Source organism: Mycobacterium cajalii (assembly GCF_045809005.2).
GTDB lineage: Bacteria > Actinomycetota > Actinomycetes > Mycobacteriales > Mycobacteriaceae > Mycobacterium.
This window is the reverse complement of record NZ_CM141436.1, coordinates 6118100-6131956: the sequence shown is the minus strand read 5'-3', so window position 1 is coordinate 6131956 and position 13857 is coordinate 6118100. Positions and strand designations below refer to the sequence as shown.

Sequence of the window (13857 nt, the reverse complement as noted above, 5' to 3'; positions counted from 1 at the left end):
CCGACAATTTAGCGGCGCGCGCGCAACCCGTTGACGAATGGGCAACCCATCAGCACGCGGATCGCCCGGCTCAGCCCGGGCATGTCGTGCACCGGCTGGTGGAAGGGCAGCCGGACGTCGCGGTCACCGTCGTCGGCTTCGACGCGGAACCGCACGCCGTAGCGGTCGAGCCCCAGAGGACGGACCGGGCCGCGGCGCAGCGGTGCCGGCAACCGCGACACCAGCCGCGCCACGACGTCGCCGTGGGCGGTGGCGAGGTGCCACAGCAGCGTCGACTCGATCGCGCAGAACGGGTCGGGCCGGGCGGCCAGCAGGTCCGCCACGTCGACCGCCTCGGCGCCGGTGACGTCGGCGACCACCACCGAGGCGATCTCGAGCCGCAGCAGGGCGTAGCGGCCGCCGTCCCCGGAGCACCGGGACCTCGGGGTGCGCACCTGCAGCAGCGCGGGATTCGGGTCCTCGGAGGCGATCAGGTCGAGCAGGCCGGTGACGGCGCACGGCGGTACCTCCCGCATCCGGCCGCGCACCCAGACCAGCGACCGGACCGGCTCCCGCAGCGGCAGCGGCGCGTGGTCGGCCAGCTCCAGCACGGCCTGGGAGCCACAGGCGGCGCGGCCGGCCGCAACCGCGACGGCGAACGACCCGTCGGGCAGCAGGTGGTGCACGGGCGTGTCGACGGGAGCCTCGCACGCTCTGCCGCTCTCCAGGGCGAGCAGCGCGCCACCGGCCCGGGCGCACGCGCTGCGGATCCGTTCGGCGGTCGTCGGCGCGGCGGCGGGCAACGGTGACATCAAACCTCCTTAGGCAAGCCTAAGTTAACTTACGGTGTGGGAGGCCGCAAGGCCGGCGGACGGGCTGCCGTTAGGGTTTGGGTGTGGTCCGCATCGCATACCTCGGCCCCGAAGGCACCTTTACCGAGGCCGCGCTGCTGGAGATGACGGCGGCCGGCCTGGTTCCCGCCCAGCCGCTCGACGGGATGCGGCGGTTGCCGATGGCCAGCACGCCCGCGGCGCTCGACGCCGTCCGCGACGGCGCCGCCGACTTCGCCTGCGTGCCGATCGAGAACTCGATCGACGGATCGGTGATGTCCACGCTGGACAGCCTGGCGATCGGTTCGCCGCTGCAGGTCTTCGCGGAGACGACCCTGGACGTGGCGTTCAGCATCGTCGTCGGGGCGGACCGCGAAACCGGCCCGGGCGCCCCGGACGTGCGCACGCTGGCGGCCTTTCCCGTGGCCGCGGCCCAGGTGCGCCGCTGGCTGGACGCCCACCTGCCGGGCGCCGAGCTGCGCCCGGCCTACTCCAACGCCGACGCGGCGCGGCAGGTCGCCGACGGCCTGGTGGACGCCGCGGTCACCTCGCCCCTGGCCGCCGCCCGCTGGGGCCTGGGCGTGCTGGCCGCCGGCATCGTCGACGAACCCAACGCCCGCACCCGCTTCGTGCTGACCGGGCCGCCCGGGCGCCCGCCGGCCCGAACCGGCGCGGACCGCACGTCGGTGGTGCTGCGCATCGACAACGCACCCGGCGCGTTGCTGGCCGCGCTGGCCGAGTTCGGCATCCGCGGCATCGACCTCACCCGCATCGAGTCCCGGCCCACCCGTACCGAACTGGGCACCTACCTGTTCTTCGTCGACTGCGTCGGCCATCTCGACGACGACGCCGTCGCCGAGGCACTCAAAGCGCTGCACCGTCGTTGTGCCGACGTGCGATATCTGGGTTCTTGGTCGACGGGTGCGGCCGCCGGGGTGTTGCCACCGCCCGCCGAGGAGGCCTCGCGCTGGCTGACGGGCCTGCGGGACGGGAGGCCGTCGTGAGCGGGCGCCTGGTGCTGCTGCGGCACGGCCAGTCCTACAGCAACGTCGAACGCAGGCTCGACACGCGGCCGCCCGGGGCGGAGCTGACGCCGCTGGGGCGCGACCAGGCCCATACGTTCGCCCAGGAATCGGGGCGCCCGGCGCTGCTCGCGCATTCCGTGGCGGTGCGGGCGTCGCAGACCGCCGCGGTGATCGGTGCCACGCTCGACGTGTCCGCGACCGAGCTCGCCGGCATCCACGAGGTGCAGGCGGGCGAGCTGGAGGGCCGCGGCGACGACGGAGCCGTGGCGGAGTTCAACGCCGTCTACGAGCGATGGCATCGCGGCGAACTCGACGTCGCGTTGCCCGGCGGCGAGAGCGCCAACGACGTGCTGGACCGCTATGTGCCGGTGCTCACCGAGCTGCGCCTGCGCTACCTCGACGACCACCAGTGGAGCGGCGACATCGTCGTCGTCAGTCACGGCGCGGCGATCCGCCTGGTTTCGGCGGTGCTGGCCGGGGTGGACGGTAACTTCGCCCTGGACAACCACCTCGGCAACGCCGAGTCGGTGGTCTTGTCCCCGATCACCGACGGCCGGTGGAGTTGCGTGCGGTGGGCGAGCCTGACGCCCCCGTTCTACCCCGAAGCCGAGGCCAGCCCCGTCGCCGACGCGGTGCGCTCGAGCACCGACCCGATGGGCTGACTCAGACGGCCAGCACGACCGACTCGGTGCATCCGCAGCCGACGGCGTCGCAGTCGAGGACGAAGGTGTGCGGCAACAGCTCGGGGGCGAAGCAGTCCGGCTCGGTGCATTCCGACCGCTGCAGCGCGTGACGAATGATGGTGCCGTGACAGTGGTCCAAGCCCGCCCGGCAGTCGCGGCATTCGTGGCTCATACGCCGTTCATAGCACTGGCCGCCGACAAAGGCTCGGTGCCGCGCCCGGGCGGCCCGCCGCGGGCCTCTCAGGCCCAGCCCAGTTCCTCCAGCCGGTCGTCGTCGATGCCGAAGTGGTGGGCGATCTCGTGGATGACCGTGATCGCCACCTCCTCGACGACGTCGTCATCGCACGCGCACGCGTCCAGCAGCGGCTCGCGGTAGATCGTGATGGCGTCCGGCAGCGCGCCCGCGTAGTCGGAGTCCCGCTCGGTCAGCGCCACACCCTCGTAGAGGCCGAGGAGTCCGGGGTCGTCGGGGTGGCGGTCTTCGACCAGGATCACGACGTTGTCCATCGCGGCGGCCAGCTCGGGCGGGATCAGGTCGAGCGCTTCGGAGACCAGTTCGTCGAAGCGTTGCGGATCCATCCGCACCGGCACGCGCCTAGCCCCCCGGCGCGGCCTCGGCCGGCGGCGCCCCGCCGTCCGGCGGGGGTGGGGCATCCTGCGGGGGCGGCGCGGCCGGCTGCTGGTGCGGAAGGTGCTGGTTGTTCGGCGGCACCGGGTTCGCCGGTGCGCTGGGCTGGGCGGCCGGCGCCTGCACGGGGATCGGCGGCAGCGTGAGCCGCTCCTCGGGGATGTCCGGCGGCGGCACCGGCGGCTGACCGTTGATGAGCAGTTCGCCCTTGGCGCTGTTGACCAGCGTGGCCCAGCCGCCGGTGCCCAGCGTCGCGCCGATGCTGCACGCGACCTCCCGGCTGCCGGCCGACCAGCTGGGCAGGGCGACGGTCGGATAGATCAGCGTCAGCGTGGTGGTGCGCAGCTTGACGGGCGTCAGGTAGGCGTCGGTCATCTTGGTGCACGCGTCCTTGATGAAGCCGTCCTGGTCGGGCTCCGCAGGCAGGGGCCCGGGGAACTTCTCGGCCAGGTTCACCGTGCCGGTGATCTCCATCGCGTGCGGGGCGGCGCAGTCGACCGGGACGTCGATCGGCTGGTTGGTCGCCGGGTCGATGCCCAGGCAGGTGCCGGCCGGCCACGCCTTGGACTGGTCGATGTCGGCGACCTTGCCCTTGAAGACCTGCTGCTGGTTGTTCGCGCCGGCCAACTGCAGCCCGCACAGCATCCGGCGGTCCCCGGACTGCCGCCAGGCCCGGTCGCCCGGCCACAGCAGGCTCACCGTGAACCTGCTGTTGGGGTCGAACTTGGTTCCGAGGTAGTTGCGGACGGCGGGCTCGCATTGCTCCTGCGTGATCTGCTGGATGCGCGCCGGCGACGGCGGTTCGGCCTTCGAACCGTATTCGGAGCCGGGGAAAGTCCGCATGTCGACGGACTCGGCAACCTCGAACTTGTGGTCGTCGGCGCAGTTGACGATGGTCGCCGACTCCGGGCTGAGGTCCGGCCACATCAGGCAGTCGCCGGCCCCGGCGCGGTTGAAGGCGGCGTCGCTCTTGGTGCCCGTGCTGGGGACCGGGTCGGCGTCGATGTAACCGGCCAGCCGTCCCGGCCCGGTGCCGCCCACCGGGATAGCGGTGACCAGCCCGGCGATCATCAGGCCACCGAGCGCGGTGAGCAGCAGGCCGCGCCGCGTGGCCCGCGCCCGCACGGCGCGCAGCGTGCGCGGCCAGCCCGGTCCAGGCGAATCGCTGGATTCCGGGGCTTCGGGCACGGGCGCTTCCGACATCTGCTCCATTCTGACAGCAGCCGCACAGCCGCGTGACCGATGTGGCGGATGTGGTTTCGTGGGATCGAACCGGGTGGGGACGCTCCGACATCGGGCCGCGGCGCCGAAAGTAGTCTCAGGGCCGTGATCGACCTGAAGCTGCTCCGGGAAGACCCCGACGCCGTACGCCGTTCCCAAATCAGCCGCGGGGAGGACCCGGCGCTGGTGGACGCCCTGCTGGCGGCCGACGCCGCGCGCCGGGCGGCGATCTCGGCGGCCGACTCGCTGCGCGCCGAGCAGAAGGCCGCCAGCAAGAGCGTGGGCGCCGCCTCGCCCGAGGAGCGCCCGGCCCGGTTGCGGCGCGCCAAGGAGCTCGCCGAGCAGGTCAAGACCGCCGAATCCGATCAGGCCGAGGCCGAGGCGGCGTTCACCGCCGCGCACCTGGCGATCCCGAACGTGATCGTCGAGGGGGTCCCGGCCGGCGGGGAGGCGGACTTCGCCGTCCTCGACGTCGTCGGCGAGCCGGCGGCGATCGAGGACCCGAAGGACCATCTGGAGCTCGGGGAGTCGCTCGGCCTGATCGACATGCAGCGCGGCGCCAAGGTGTCGGGCTCCCGGTTCTACTTCCTGACCGGCCGCGGCGCGCTGCTGCAGCTGGGTCTGCTGCAGCTGGCGCTGCGGCTGGGCGTCGAGAACGGCTTCGTCCCGATGATCCCGCCGGTGCTGGTGCGCCCCGAGGTGATGGCCGGCACCGGGTTCCTCGGCGCTCACGCCGACGAGGTGTACCGGGTGGAGGCCGACGACCTGTACCTGGTGGGCACCTCGGAGGTGCCGCTGGCCGGCTACCACTCCGACGAGATCGTGGACCTGTCCGGCGGTCCGCTGCGATACGCGGGCTGGTCGTCGTGCTTCCGGCGGGAGGCCGGCAGCTACGGCAAGGACACCCGCGGCATCATCCGGGTGCACCAGTTCGACAAGGTGGAGGGGTTCGTCTACTGCGTGCCCGACGACGCCGAGGCCGAGCACCAGCGGCTGCTGGGCTGGCAGCGCCAGATGCTGGCGCAGATTGAGGTGCCCTACCGGGTGATCGACGTCGCCGCGGGCGACCTCGGCTCGTCGGCCGCCCGCAAATTCGACTGCGAGGCGTGGGTGCCCACCCAGGGGACCTACCGCGAGCTGACGTCGACGTCGAACTGCACCACCTTCCAGGCGCGCCGGCTGTCGACCCGCTACCGCGACGACCAGGGCAAGCCGCAGACCGCGGCCACCCTGAACGGCACGCTGGGCACCACGCGATGGCTGGTGGCGATCCTGGAGAACCACCAGCAGCCCGACGGCAGCGTGCGGGTCCCCCAAGCTCTCGTCCCGTTCGTCGGCGTCGAGGTGCTAGAGCCGCGGGCCTGAGCGGATGAGCACGATGGGCTGGGTCGGTCTGTGGTGGCGCCAGACCGATCACTACGAACAGCTGACCGCCCACCTCCGGGCCCGCGGGATGGCCGGGCTCATCCGCGCCACCGTCTCGCTGATCGCCGCCGGGCTGGCCCTCATCGCCCTCACGACGGTGTGGACCCCCACCGGGCCGCGGGGGACCGTGCCGGTCGGCTGCGCGCTGCTCGCCTGCGGCGCCGCCGCGACGGTCGCGGCGGTGTGGGCGCTGAGCTGGCCGTCGCGGGACCGGGCGGTGCGGCTGGCCGTGCTGGCCAACACCGCCGTCGCGCTGGTCGCGCTGGCCCAGAGCCATCCCGTCGCGGCGCTGCTCGCATGCACGATGTTCGCGGCCATCGCCTGCTACGTCGCGCTGTTTCACACGGCGCCGCTGATGGCCTACAACTTCGCGATCGCCGCGGTGGTCGGCGCCGTCGAGGCCGCCCGCATCGCCGCCCGATACGGCGTGCCCGCCGGGGGGTGCGGATACGCCGTGGTGCTGATCCTGAACGTGGCGGTGCCGTTCGGCGTCCAGGCCGTGGTGCACGTGCTGCGCACCGACGCGGTGCGCGCCGAGCGCGACCAGCTCACCGGCCTGCTCAACCGGCGCGCGTTCCGCCGGCGCGCCAAGGCGCGGCTGGAGCAGCAACGGTGCGAGTGCGGGCACCTCGTCGTCACCGTGATCGACCTGGACCGCTTCAAACTGCTCAACGACAGCTACGGGCACAGCACCGGCGACGAAGCGCTGGTGTCGGTGGCGCAGGCGTTGCGCGCCGGCGCCGACGGTACCGCGGTCATCGGGCGCGTGGGCGGCGAGGAGTTCCTGGTGGCCGACGCGTGGCGCCCGGACGAGGTGCCGGTGCGGGCGCAACGGCTCTGCGACGCGATCGCCGCGCTGCCCTTCGGCGTCACCGCCAGCGTCGGCACCGCAGGCGTGCACGGGCGGTTCACGGACCGGAACGCCGAGGACTTACTCGCCGAGCTGATCTCGGCGGCCGACGCCGCGATGTACGCGGCCAAACGCCGCGGCGGCAATCAGGTCGGCCGCCACGTGCCCCTGACGCGTACCGCGGCGACGGGGTCAGCGCCTGAAGGGCCCTGAGGGTTAGGCGTCCACGGTCGTCGGCGCGGTGGCCGACTGCGCGTGCCGGTGCTGGCGCTCGAGGGTGGCGAAGTAGAAGGCGAACGCGAAGGCGAAGCTGGTGAACAGGCTGGACACGAAGTACAGCCACGGATGGCGCAGCTTGCGGCGATAGCCGTCGACGATCGTGAACAGCGGCAGCAGAACCACGTTGGCGATCGTGTAGTCCTGGCCGGCCGAACTGGCCGCGGGGTTGGTGAACATCAGCCGGATGTAGTCCGACCAGCTGCCGGGCCCCCACAGCGGGTTCGTCGACCCCTGTGCGTATTGCTGCACGAAGTGGATGTTGAACCACCAGCCCAACACGACCGAGGCGATGCCGACGGCGTAATAGACGAACTCCAGCGGTGAGAACATCGGGCCGCCGGCGGGGCGGGCGAAAACCGTCGAGTTCGACGCGACGATCCAGCCGATGACGGAGAGCCCGAGAACCGCGTGCACGAGAAGCGAGACCATCGGCGCAGTCTCGCCTCACCCGTCAGTTTTGTCAATAATGACATAACTGCGGTGGGGTAGGTTACTGCCATGGCCAGGACCGCGCAGACCGCGCGCAGCGAGCGCACCCGGGAGGCGCTGCGCCAGGCCGCGACGGTGCGGTTCCTGGCCCAGGGCGTCGAGGACACCTCGGCCGAGCAGATCGCCGCCGACGCGGGGGTGTCGCTGCGGACCTTCTATCGCCATTTCAAGTCCAAGCACGATTTGCTGTTCGCCGACTACGACGCCGGGCTGCACTGGTTTCGCGCCGCGCTGGACGCCCGGCCGGCCGACGAGGCGATCATCGACTCCGTGCAGGCGGCCATCTTCTCGTTCCCCTACGACGTGGACGCCGTCACCAAAATCGCCTCGCTGCGCGAGGGCGAGCTCGACCCGGGCCGGATCGTCCGGCACATCCGGGAGGTCCAGGCGGACTTCGCCGACGCCGTGCAGGCGCAGCTGCAGCGCCGTAGCTGTGCGGCGGGCCCGCGCGGCCCGTCGCCGGACGCCCGGCTGCGCATCGCGGTGACCGCGCGTTGCATCGCGGCCGCGGTGTTCGGGGCGATGGAAGTCTGGATGCTCGGCGACGACCGCTCGCTCGGCGAGCTGGCGCGGGTGTGCCACGCCGCGCTGGAGTCGTTGCGCGCCGGCATCACCGGCGCCGGGGCCACCTGACCCAACTTTCGTCATAATTGACAAAACTTCGGCCTCGTGCCAGCCTCCCTTCCTGGAGGGCTGGACATGACTGAGGCTGGAACTGACGTTGACGCGATCGTCATCGGTGCCGGGCACAACGGGCTGACCGCGGCGGTGCTGCTGCAGAAGGCGGGTCTGCGGACCGTGTGCCTGGATGCCAAGCTCTACGCCGGTGGGATGGCTTCCACCGTGGAGCTTTTCGACGGCTACGAGTTCGAGATCGCCGGGTCGGTGCAGTTCCCGACCTCGTCGGTGGTGGTGGAGGAACTCGGCCTGGACACGCTGCCGACGATCGACCTGGACGTGATGTCGGTCGCGCTGCGCGGGATCGGCGACGACCCGCTGGTCCAGTACAGCGACCCGATCAAGCTGTTCACCCACCTCAACGAGGTGCACGGGGCCGACGCGGTCAACGGCATGGCGGGGCTGATGGCGTGGAGCCAGGCGCCGACGCGGGCGCTGGGCCGCTTCGAGGCCGGCACCGCGCCCAAGACCTACGACGAGATGTACGCTTGCGCCACAGGCGAATTCGAGCGCTCGGCGATCGACGACATGCTGTTCGGGTCGGTGACCGACGTGCTGGACCGCTACCTGCCGGACCGCGAGAAGCACGCCGCGCTGCGCGGCTCGATGACGGTGCTGGCCGTCAACACCCTTTACCGCGGGCCGGCCACGCCCGGCAGCGCCGCGGCGCTGGCGTTCGGCCTGGGCGTTCCCGACGGGGACACCATGCAGATGAAGAAGCTGCGCGGCGGCATCGGCACGCTCACCGCGCACCTCTGCGAGCTGCTCGAGAGCCTCGGCGGCGAGGTCCGGCTGCGCACCAAGGTGAGCGAGATCCTGGTCTCCGGCGGCCGGGTGACCGGTGTGCGCACCGAGGGCGGCGACACCATCGCCGCCCCGATCGTGGTGTCCGGCATCGCGCCCGACGTCACGGTCAACGAGTTGATCGACGCGGCCGCCGTGCCCGCCGACATCCGCGCCCGCTACGCGCGCACCGACCACCGCGGCAGTTATCTGCAGATGCACTTCGCGCTGGACGAGGCGCCGGCGTTCGCCCCGCCCTACGAGGCGCTCAACGAGCCGGCCATGCAGGCGTCGATCGGGCTGTTCTGCACGCCCGAGGAGGTGCAGCACCAGTGGGAGGACTGCCGGCGCGGCATCGTCCCGGCCGACCCGACCGTGGTGTTGCAGATCCCGTCGCAGAACGACCCCGACCTGGCGCCGGCGGGCAAGCACGCCGCCTCGGCGTTCGCGCTGTGGTTCCCCATCGAGGGCGGTGCCGATGCGGCATCCTATGGCCAGGCCAAGATCGAGATGGGTCAGCGCGTGATCGACAAGATCACCCGGCTCGCACCGAACTTCGAACGCAGCATCATCCGGCACACCACGTTCACGCCCCGGCACATGGGCGTGATGTTCGGGGCGCCGGGCGGCGACTACTGCCACGGCCTGCTGAACCCCGACCAGATCGGCCCCAACCGCCCGGGCCCCAAAGGGTTTGTCGGGCAGCCGCTTCCGATCGATGGGTTGTACCTGGGCAGTGCGGGTTGTCATGGCGGGCCGGGGATCACCTTCATCCCCGGCTACAACGCCGGCCGCGCGGCGCTCGACGACCGGCGCGGCTAGGCGCCCAGGCGGGTGAACAGGCCGCTTCGGTAGAGGCGGACGCACTCCGCCCGCCGGACCTTGCCGCTGGTGGTGATCGGGATGGAGCCGGGGGAGACCGGCACGACGTCGGAGACGCCCACGCCGTGTGACGTCGAGACCGCCGCGGTCACCTCCCGGGTGATCGCTTCGAGCCGGCCCGCGTCCGCGTCGCCGCGCACCCCGAGCTCGACGACGGCGACCAGTTTCTCGGTGTGCTCGCCCGGGACCGCGATCGCCGCGCAGCGGCCCCGGGTGACCTCCTGGATCGTCGCCTCGATGTCGTCGGGGGAGTGGTTGCGCCCGTAGACGATCAACAGGTCCTTGATGCGGCCGAGCACGAACAGTTCGCCCGCGGAGACGACGCCGGAGTCGCCGGTGCGCAGCCAGGGCGATTCCGGGGTGCCGGGCGACGGCGCGACGATCCTGCCGCCGAAGGTCCGCCCGGTCTCGTCCGGCCGCCGCCAATACCCGGCGGCGACGTTGTCGCCGAGCACCCAGATCTCGCCCACGGCGCCCTCCGGGCACTCGGTGCGGGTCTCGGCGTCGACGATCCGCACCAGCGGCGCCGCCCGCAGCGGGTAGCTCACCAGCGCGGTGCCCGAGTCGGCCGGGCACCGCAGGGCGCGCCCCGCGGCAAGCTGCCCGGAGTCGACATGGACCACCGTGGCCGCTCGGCCGGGGTCGCCGGTCGCCACGTACACCGTGGCTTCGGCGAGCCCGTAGGAGGGCCGGACGACCGAGTCGCGCAGGTTGCAGCGGGCGAAGCGCTCGGCGAAGCGCCTCAGTGTCGCCGGTTGTACGCGTTCGCTACCGCTGAGGATGGTGTGCACGCCGCCGAGGTCGACGCCGGCCAGGTCGTCGTCCGACGTCTTGCGCGCGGCCAGCTCGAATGCGAAATTGGGTGCCGCCGAAAACGACTGGGAATTGGTCGCCAGCAATTGCAGCCACCGGGCAGGCCGCTGCAGAAAGGAAGCCGGGCTTGTGAGCACGGCGGGAAACCCGCCCAATATCGGCGCGCAAATTCCGAGCACCAAACCCATGTCGTGAAAAAACGGCAGCCACGACACCAGGGTGAGGTCCAACGGTGCGGCGCCCCCGTTGTCGGCGAAATAGCCGGACATCAGCTGCGCGAAATTCGCCAGCAAGTTCTCCTGGGAAATCATCACCCCTGCCGGCCGGCGGGTCGAACCCGACGTGTACTGCAGGTAGGCGGTGCCGGCGAAATCCGGGCGCCCGCAACCCGATTTCATCGAGGAGACCCCGCTCAGCGAATCGACTTCGATGATCGACGGGGCATCCGCATCCGGCCCCGCGGTAATCCGCCGAACGGCATCGTCGGCGACGGCGGACGTCGTGAGAATTGTGGTGGGCGCGGCATCGGCCAGCACCGCGTCAATGCGTTCGTCGGCGGCGCCGCCGACGGGAGCCGAAAGCGGAACCGCGATGATCCCGGCCTCCAACGCGCCCAGGAAAGCGACGATGTAATCGAGTCCCTGCGGCGCCAGAATCACGGCCCGCTCACCCGCTGACGCACAGAGCGCGAGTTCCCGTGCGACGGCGAGCACCCGCCGATAAGTCTGCGACCACGTGAGGGTTTCGCTGCTCCCGGCCGGGTCCCGGTCGTAGTCGACGTACGTGAACGCCGTGTCGTCGGGCTGCAGATCGGCGCACTCGCGCAGCATCGCCGAAACGGAACGCTCGATCACGAGGCGCCACCCTACCGCCGGGCGATTTTTAGGCGAACTCACGATTTCGGACTGCATCGGCCGAGCGGCGGCTACGCTGTCGCTCAACTTGGCGCAGGCCCTCGGCCTCGATGCGGGGGCGGCGGCGCCGCAGGCGCCGGGCCGGGCCGGAACCGGCTACAACCGCAAACACGCTGGCAACGGAGGGGGTTGACGGACGTGGGCCAGCCACGTGTGACTCCGGTCGCCGTCGTCGGCATGGCGTGCCGGCTGCCGGGGGGCATCGACTCTCCCGAGCTGCTGTGGACGGCGTTGCTGCGCGGCGACGACCCGATCACCGCCCCGGCCCGGCCGCGCTGGGACCCGGGCGTCTTCGATTGCGACTTCTTCGGGATCAGCGAGAGCGAGGCCGCCGCGATGGACCCCGGGCAGCGGCTGCTGCTCGAGCTGTCCTGGGAGGCGATGGAGCACGCCGGCCTGACCGCCGAGGCGCTGGCCGGCTCGGCGGTCAGGGTGTTCCCGGGCCCGACGCACGTGCCACACGGGTTGCCGGGCAACGGTTCCGGCACGGTATCCGGGCGGATTGCCCGCGCCCTGGGATCGTGCGGTCCGGCGATGACGGTGGACACCGGCTGCTCCTCCGGCCTGGCCGCCGTCCACCTGGCCTGCCGCAGTCTGCACGAGGCCGAGAGCGACGTTGCGCTGGCCGCGGAGGGGTTCGCGCCGGGTGCGGGGTCGGCCGCGCTGGTGCTCAGGCGGTTGCCCGACGCGCTGGCCGACGGTGACCGGGTGCTGGGCGTCATCCGCGGCACGGCCGCCGAACAGGGACCGCCCGCGCCGGTCCCGGGCCGGCTGCCGGTGCCGGCCGTCGCGGGTGTGGACGCGGACACCGTCGGGATGGTCGAGACGCACGGCGCGGGCGTCGAGGCGCCCGGCACCGCGCTGTTAGGGCTGATGAAGGCGGTCCTGGCCGTCGGGCGCGGGGTGATCCCGCAGGCCGCCACACCGTGGCCCGGGCACGGCCGAACACCCCGGCGCGCGGCGGTGTCGTCGTACGCGTCGTCGGGAACCAGCGTGCACGTCATCGTCGAACAGGCCCCGCCCCAGGGGGATACGGCCTCCGGTTCCGCCGACCCGGCCGTGTTCCCGGTGTCGGCGTCCTCGCCCGAGGCGCTGCGGGAAACCGCGCACCGGCTCGCCGGCTGGGTGCACGAGCGCGCGCACTCACTGGTGCCGTCGGACCTGGCCTACACGCTGGCGCGCCGCCGCACGCACCGGTCCGTGCGGGCGGCGGTCATCGCCGGCGGCACCGGGGAGCTGATCGCCGGCCTGCGCGCGGTGGCCGCCGGCGACGCCGCGCACCGGTGCGCGGTGGGTCGCGACGACCGCGGCCCGGTCTGGGTGTTCTCCGGCGCGGGCTCGCAGTGGGCGGGGATGGGCGCCGACCTGCTGAGCAACGAACCGGTGTTCGCCGCGACCGTGGCGACGCTGGAGCCGCTGATCGCCGCGGAGTCGGGGTTCTCGGTGACCGGGGCGATGACCGCGCCCGAGCCGGTGGCCGGAATCGAGCGTGTGCAGCCGACCTTGTTCGCCATGCAGGTGGCGCTGGCCGCCGCGCTGAGGTCGCACGGTGTCGTGCCGGGCGCTGTGATCGGCTATTCGCTCGGCGAGGCCGCGGCGGCCGCGGTGGCGGGTGCGCTGTCGCTGTCCGACGGGGTGCGGCTGGTCTGCCGCAGCGCCCGCTCGACGGCCACGGTCGCCGCTCCGGTGGCGACGGCGTCGGTGGAGTTGCCCGCGCTGCGCGTGCGTTCGGAGCTGACCACCCTCGGCGTCGACGACGTGGTCGTCGCGGCGGTGGACTCGCCGCTGTCCGCGCTGATCGCCGGGTCCCCGGAGTCGGTCGCCGCGCTGCTCGCCGCGTGGCAGCCGCGGGGGGTGACGGCGCGCGAAGTGGCCGCCGGCGCCGCGGCGCACTCTCCGCACGTCGAGCCCGTCCTCGGCGAGCTGTCCGGGGCGCTGGCGGACCTGCGCCCGATGCCCCCGCGGGTGCCGTACTACTCGGCGACCCTGTTCGACCCGCGCGAACGACCGGCGTGCGATGCCGGCTACTGGGTGGACAACCTGCGCCACACCGTGCGGTTCTCCGCGGCGGTGCGCGCCGCGCTGGACGACGGGCACCGCGTCTTCGCCGAGCTGTCCCCGCACCCGCTGCTGACCCGCGCCGTCGAGCAGACGGCCGGCAGCGCCGGGATGCCGGTGGCCGCGGTGGCGAGCATGCGGCGCGGGCAACGGCTGCCGCACGGGCTGCGGGGCGTGCTTGCCCGGCTGTACGGGGCGGGCGCGGCGGTGGACTTCTCGGTGTCCTACCCGCACGGTCGCCTGCTGGACGCGCCGCCGGCGGCCTGGACGCGCCGCCGCCTGCCCGACACCCGCGGCGCCGTCCCGGTCGCGGGGGACGC

Annotated in this window: 12 protein-coding genes and 1 pseudogene; 7 read left to right on the top strand and 6 right to left on the bottom strand. The window is 72.5% G+C overall.

Annotated elements, in window-relative coordinates; translation table 11 throughout:
• Positions 1 to 8: 8 nt before the first annotated feature.
• Positions 9 to 791, bottom strand: a complete 783-nt coding sequence (locus ACJ512_RS29380; RefSeq protein WP_407687835.1) for a DUF2470 domain-containing protein — start codon at positions 789 to 791, stop codon at positions 9 to 11.
• 83 nt (positions 792 to 874) lie between these two features.
• Between ACJ512_RS29380 and pheA the strand changes: the two genes are divergently transcribed.
• Together pheA and ACJ512_RS29370 are read left to right on the top strand one after the other, a co-directional pair.
• On the top strand, positions 875 to 1813 hold the full coding sequence (pheA, locus tag ACJ512_RS29375) for a prephenate dehydratase (protein WP_407687836.1): 939 nt from the start codon (positions 875 to 877) through the stop codon (positions 1811 to 1813).
• Positions 1810 to 2496 carry a histidine phosphatase family protein gene (locus ACJ512_RS29370; RefSeq protein WP_407687837.1) on the top strand — a complete coding sequence of 229 codons (687 nt, stop codon included), beginning with the start codon at positions 1810 to 1812 and terminating at the stop codon, positions 2494 to 2496. Before pheA ends, ACJ512_RS29370 begins: the two co-directional genes overlap by 4 nt.
• Position 2497: 1 nt before the next feature.
• On the opposite strand, the gene ACJ512_RS29365 is transcribed toward ACJ512_RS29370, so the two are convergent.
• The 3 genes from ACJ512_RS29365 to ACJ512_RS29355 form a co-directional block, all read right to left on the bottom strand.
• On the bottom strand, positions 2498 to 2689 hold the full coding sequence (locus tag ACJ512_RS29365; protein WP_407687838.1) for a hypothetical protein: 192 nt from the start codon (positions 2687 to 2689) through the stop codon (positions 2498 to 2500).
• A 68-nt stretch (positions 2690 to 2757) separates the two neighbouring features.
• Positions 2758 to 3108, bottom strand: coding sequence for a metallopeptidase family protein (locus ACJ512_RS29360; protein ID WP_407687839.1), 351 nt, complete (start codon positions 3106 to 3108; stop codon positions 2758 to 2760).
• A 4-nt stretch (positions 3109 to 3112) separates the two neighbouring features.
• The gene (locus ACJ512_RS29355) at positions 3113 to 4357 is read right to left on the bottom strand and encodes a septum formation family protein (RefSeq protein WP_407687840.1); all 1245 of its coding nucleotides are present in this window, start codon (positions 4355 to 4357) and stop codon (positions 3113 to 3115) included.
• Positions 4358 to 4471: 114 nt separating this feature from the next.
• Between ACJ512_RS29355 and serS the strand changes: the two genes are divergently transcribed.
• Complete coding sequence (gene serS, locus ACJ512_RS29350; protein ID WP_407687841.1) at positions 4472 to 5731, top strand: serine--tRNA ligase; 1260 nt, start codon at positions 4472 to 4474, stop codon at positions 5729 to 5731.
• A gap of 13 nt (positions 5732 to 5744) precedes the next feature.
• Positions 5745 to 6854, top strand: a complete 1110-nt coding sequence (locus ACJ512_RS29345) for a GGDEF domain-containing protein (RefSeq protein WP_407687842.1) — start codon at positions 5745 to 5747, stop codon at positions 6852 to 6854.
• 3 nt (positions 6855 to 6857) lie between these two features.
• Here ACJ512_RS29345 and ACJ512_RS29340 read toward each other — a convergent pair whose 3' ends face one another.
• On the bottom strand, positions 6858 to 7349 hold the full coding sequence (locus ACJ512_RS29340; RefSeq protein WP_407687843.1) for a DUF2834 domain-containing protein: 492 nt from the start codon (positions 7347 to 7349) through the stop codon (positions 6858 to 6860).
• Between the two features lie 69 nt (positions 7350 to 7418).
• Here ACJ512_RS29340 and ACJ512_RS29335 point away from each other — a divergent pair, with 69 nt between their 5' ends.
• Together ACJ512_RS29335 and ACJ512_RS29330 are read left to right on the top strand one after the other, a co-directional pair.
• A complete protein-coding gene (locus tag ACJ512_RS29335) occupies positions 7419 to 8042 on the top strand; it encodes a TetR/AcrR family transcriptional regulator (protein ID WP_407687844.1) in 624 nt (207 codons plus the stop codon).
• A gap of 66 nt (positions 8043 to 8108) precedes the next feature.
• Positions 8109 to 9692 carry a phytoene desaturase family protein gene (locus ACJ512_RS29330; protein WP_407687845.1) on the top strand — a complete coding sequence of 528 codons (1584 nt, stop codon included), beginning with the start codon at positions 8109 to 8111 and terminating at the stop codon, positions 9690 to 9692.
• Here ACJ512_RS29330 and ACJ512_RS29325 read toward each other — a convergent pair.
• The gene (locus ACJ512_RS29325; protein ID WP_407687846.1) at positions 9689 to 11419 is read right to left on the bottom strand and encodes an AMP-binding protein; all 1731 of its coding nucleotides are present in this window, start codon (positions 11417 to 11419) and stop codon (positions 9689 to 9691) included. The genes ACJ512_RS29330 and ACJ512_RS29325 overlap by 4 nt on opposite strands.
• Before the next feature lie 237 nt (positions 11420 to 11656).
• On the opposite strand from ACJ512_RS29325, the pseudogene ACJ512_RS29320 reads away from it, so the two are divergent.
• A pseudogene (locus ACJ512_RS29320) lies at positions 11657 to 13819 on the top strand (acyltransferase domain-containing protein); the annotation flags it as partial.
• Positions 13820 to 13857: the final 38 nt, after the last annotated feature.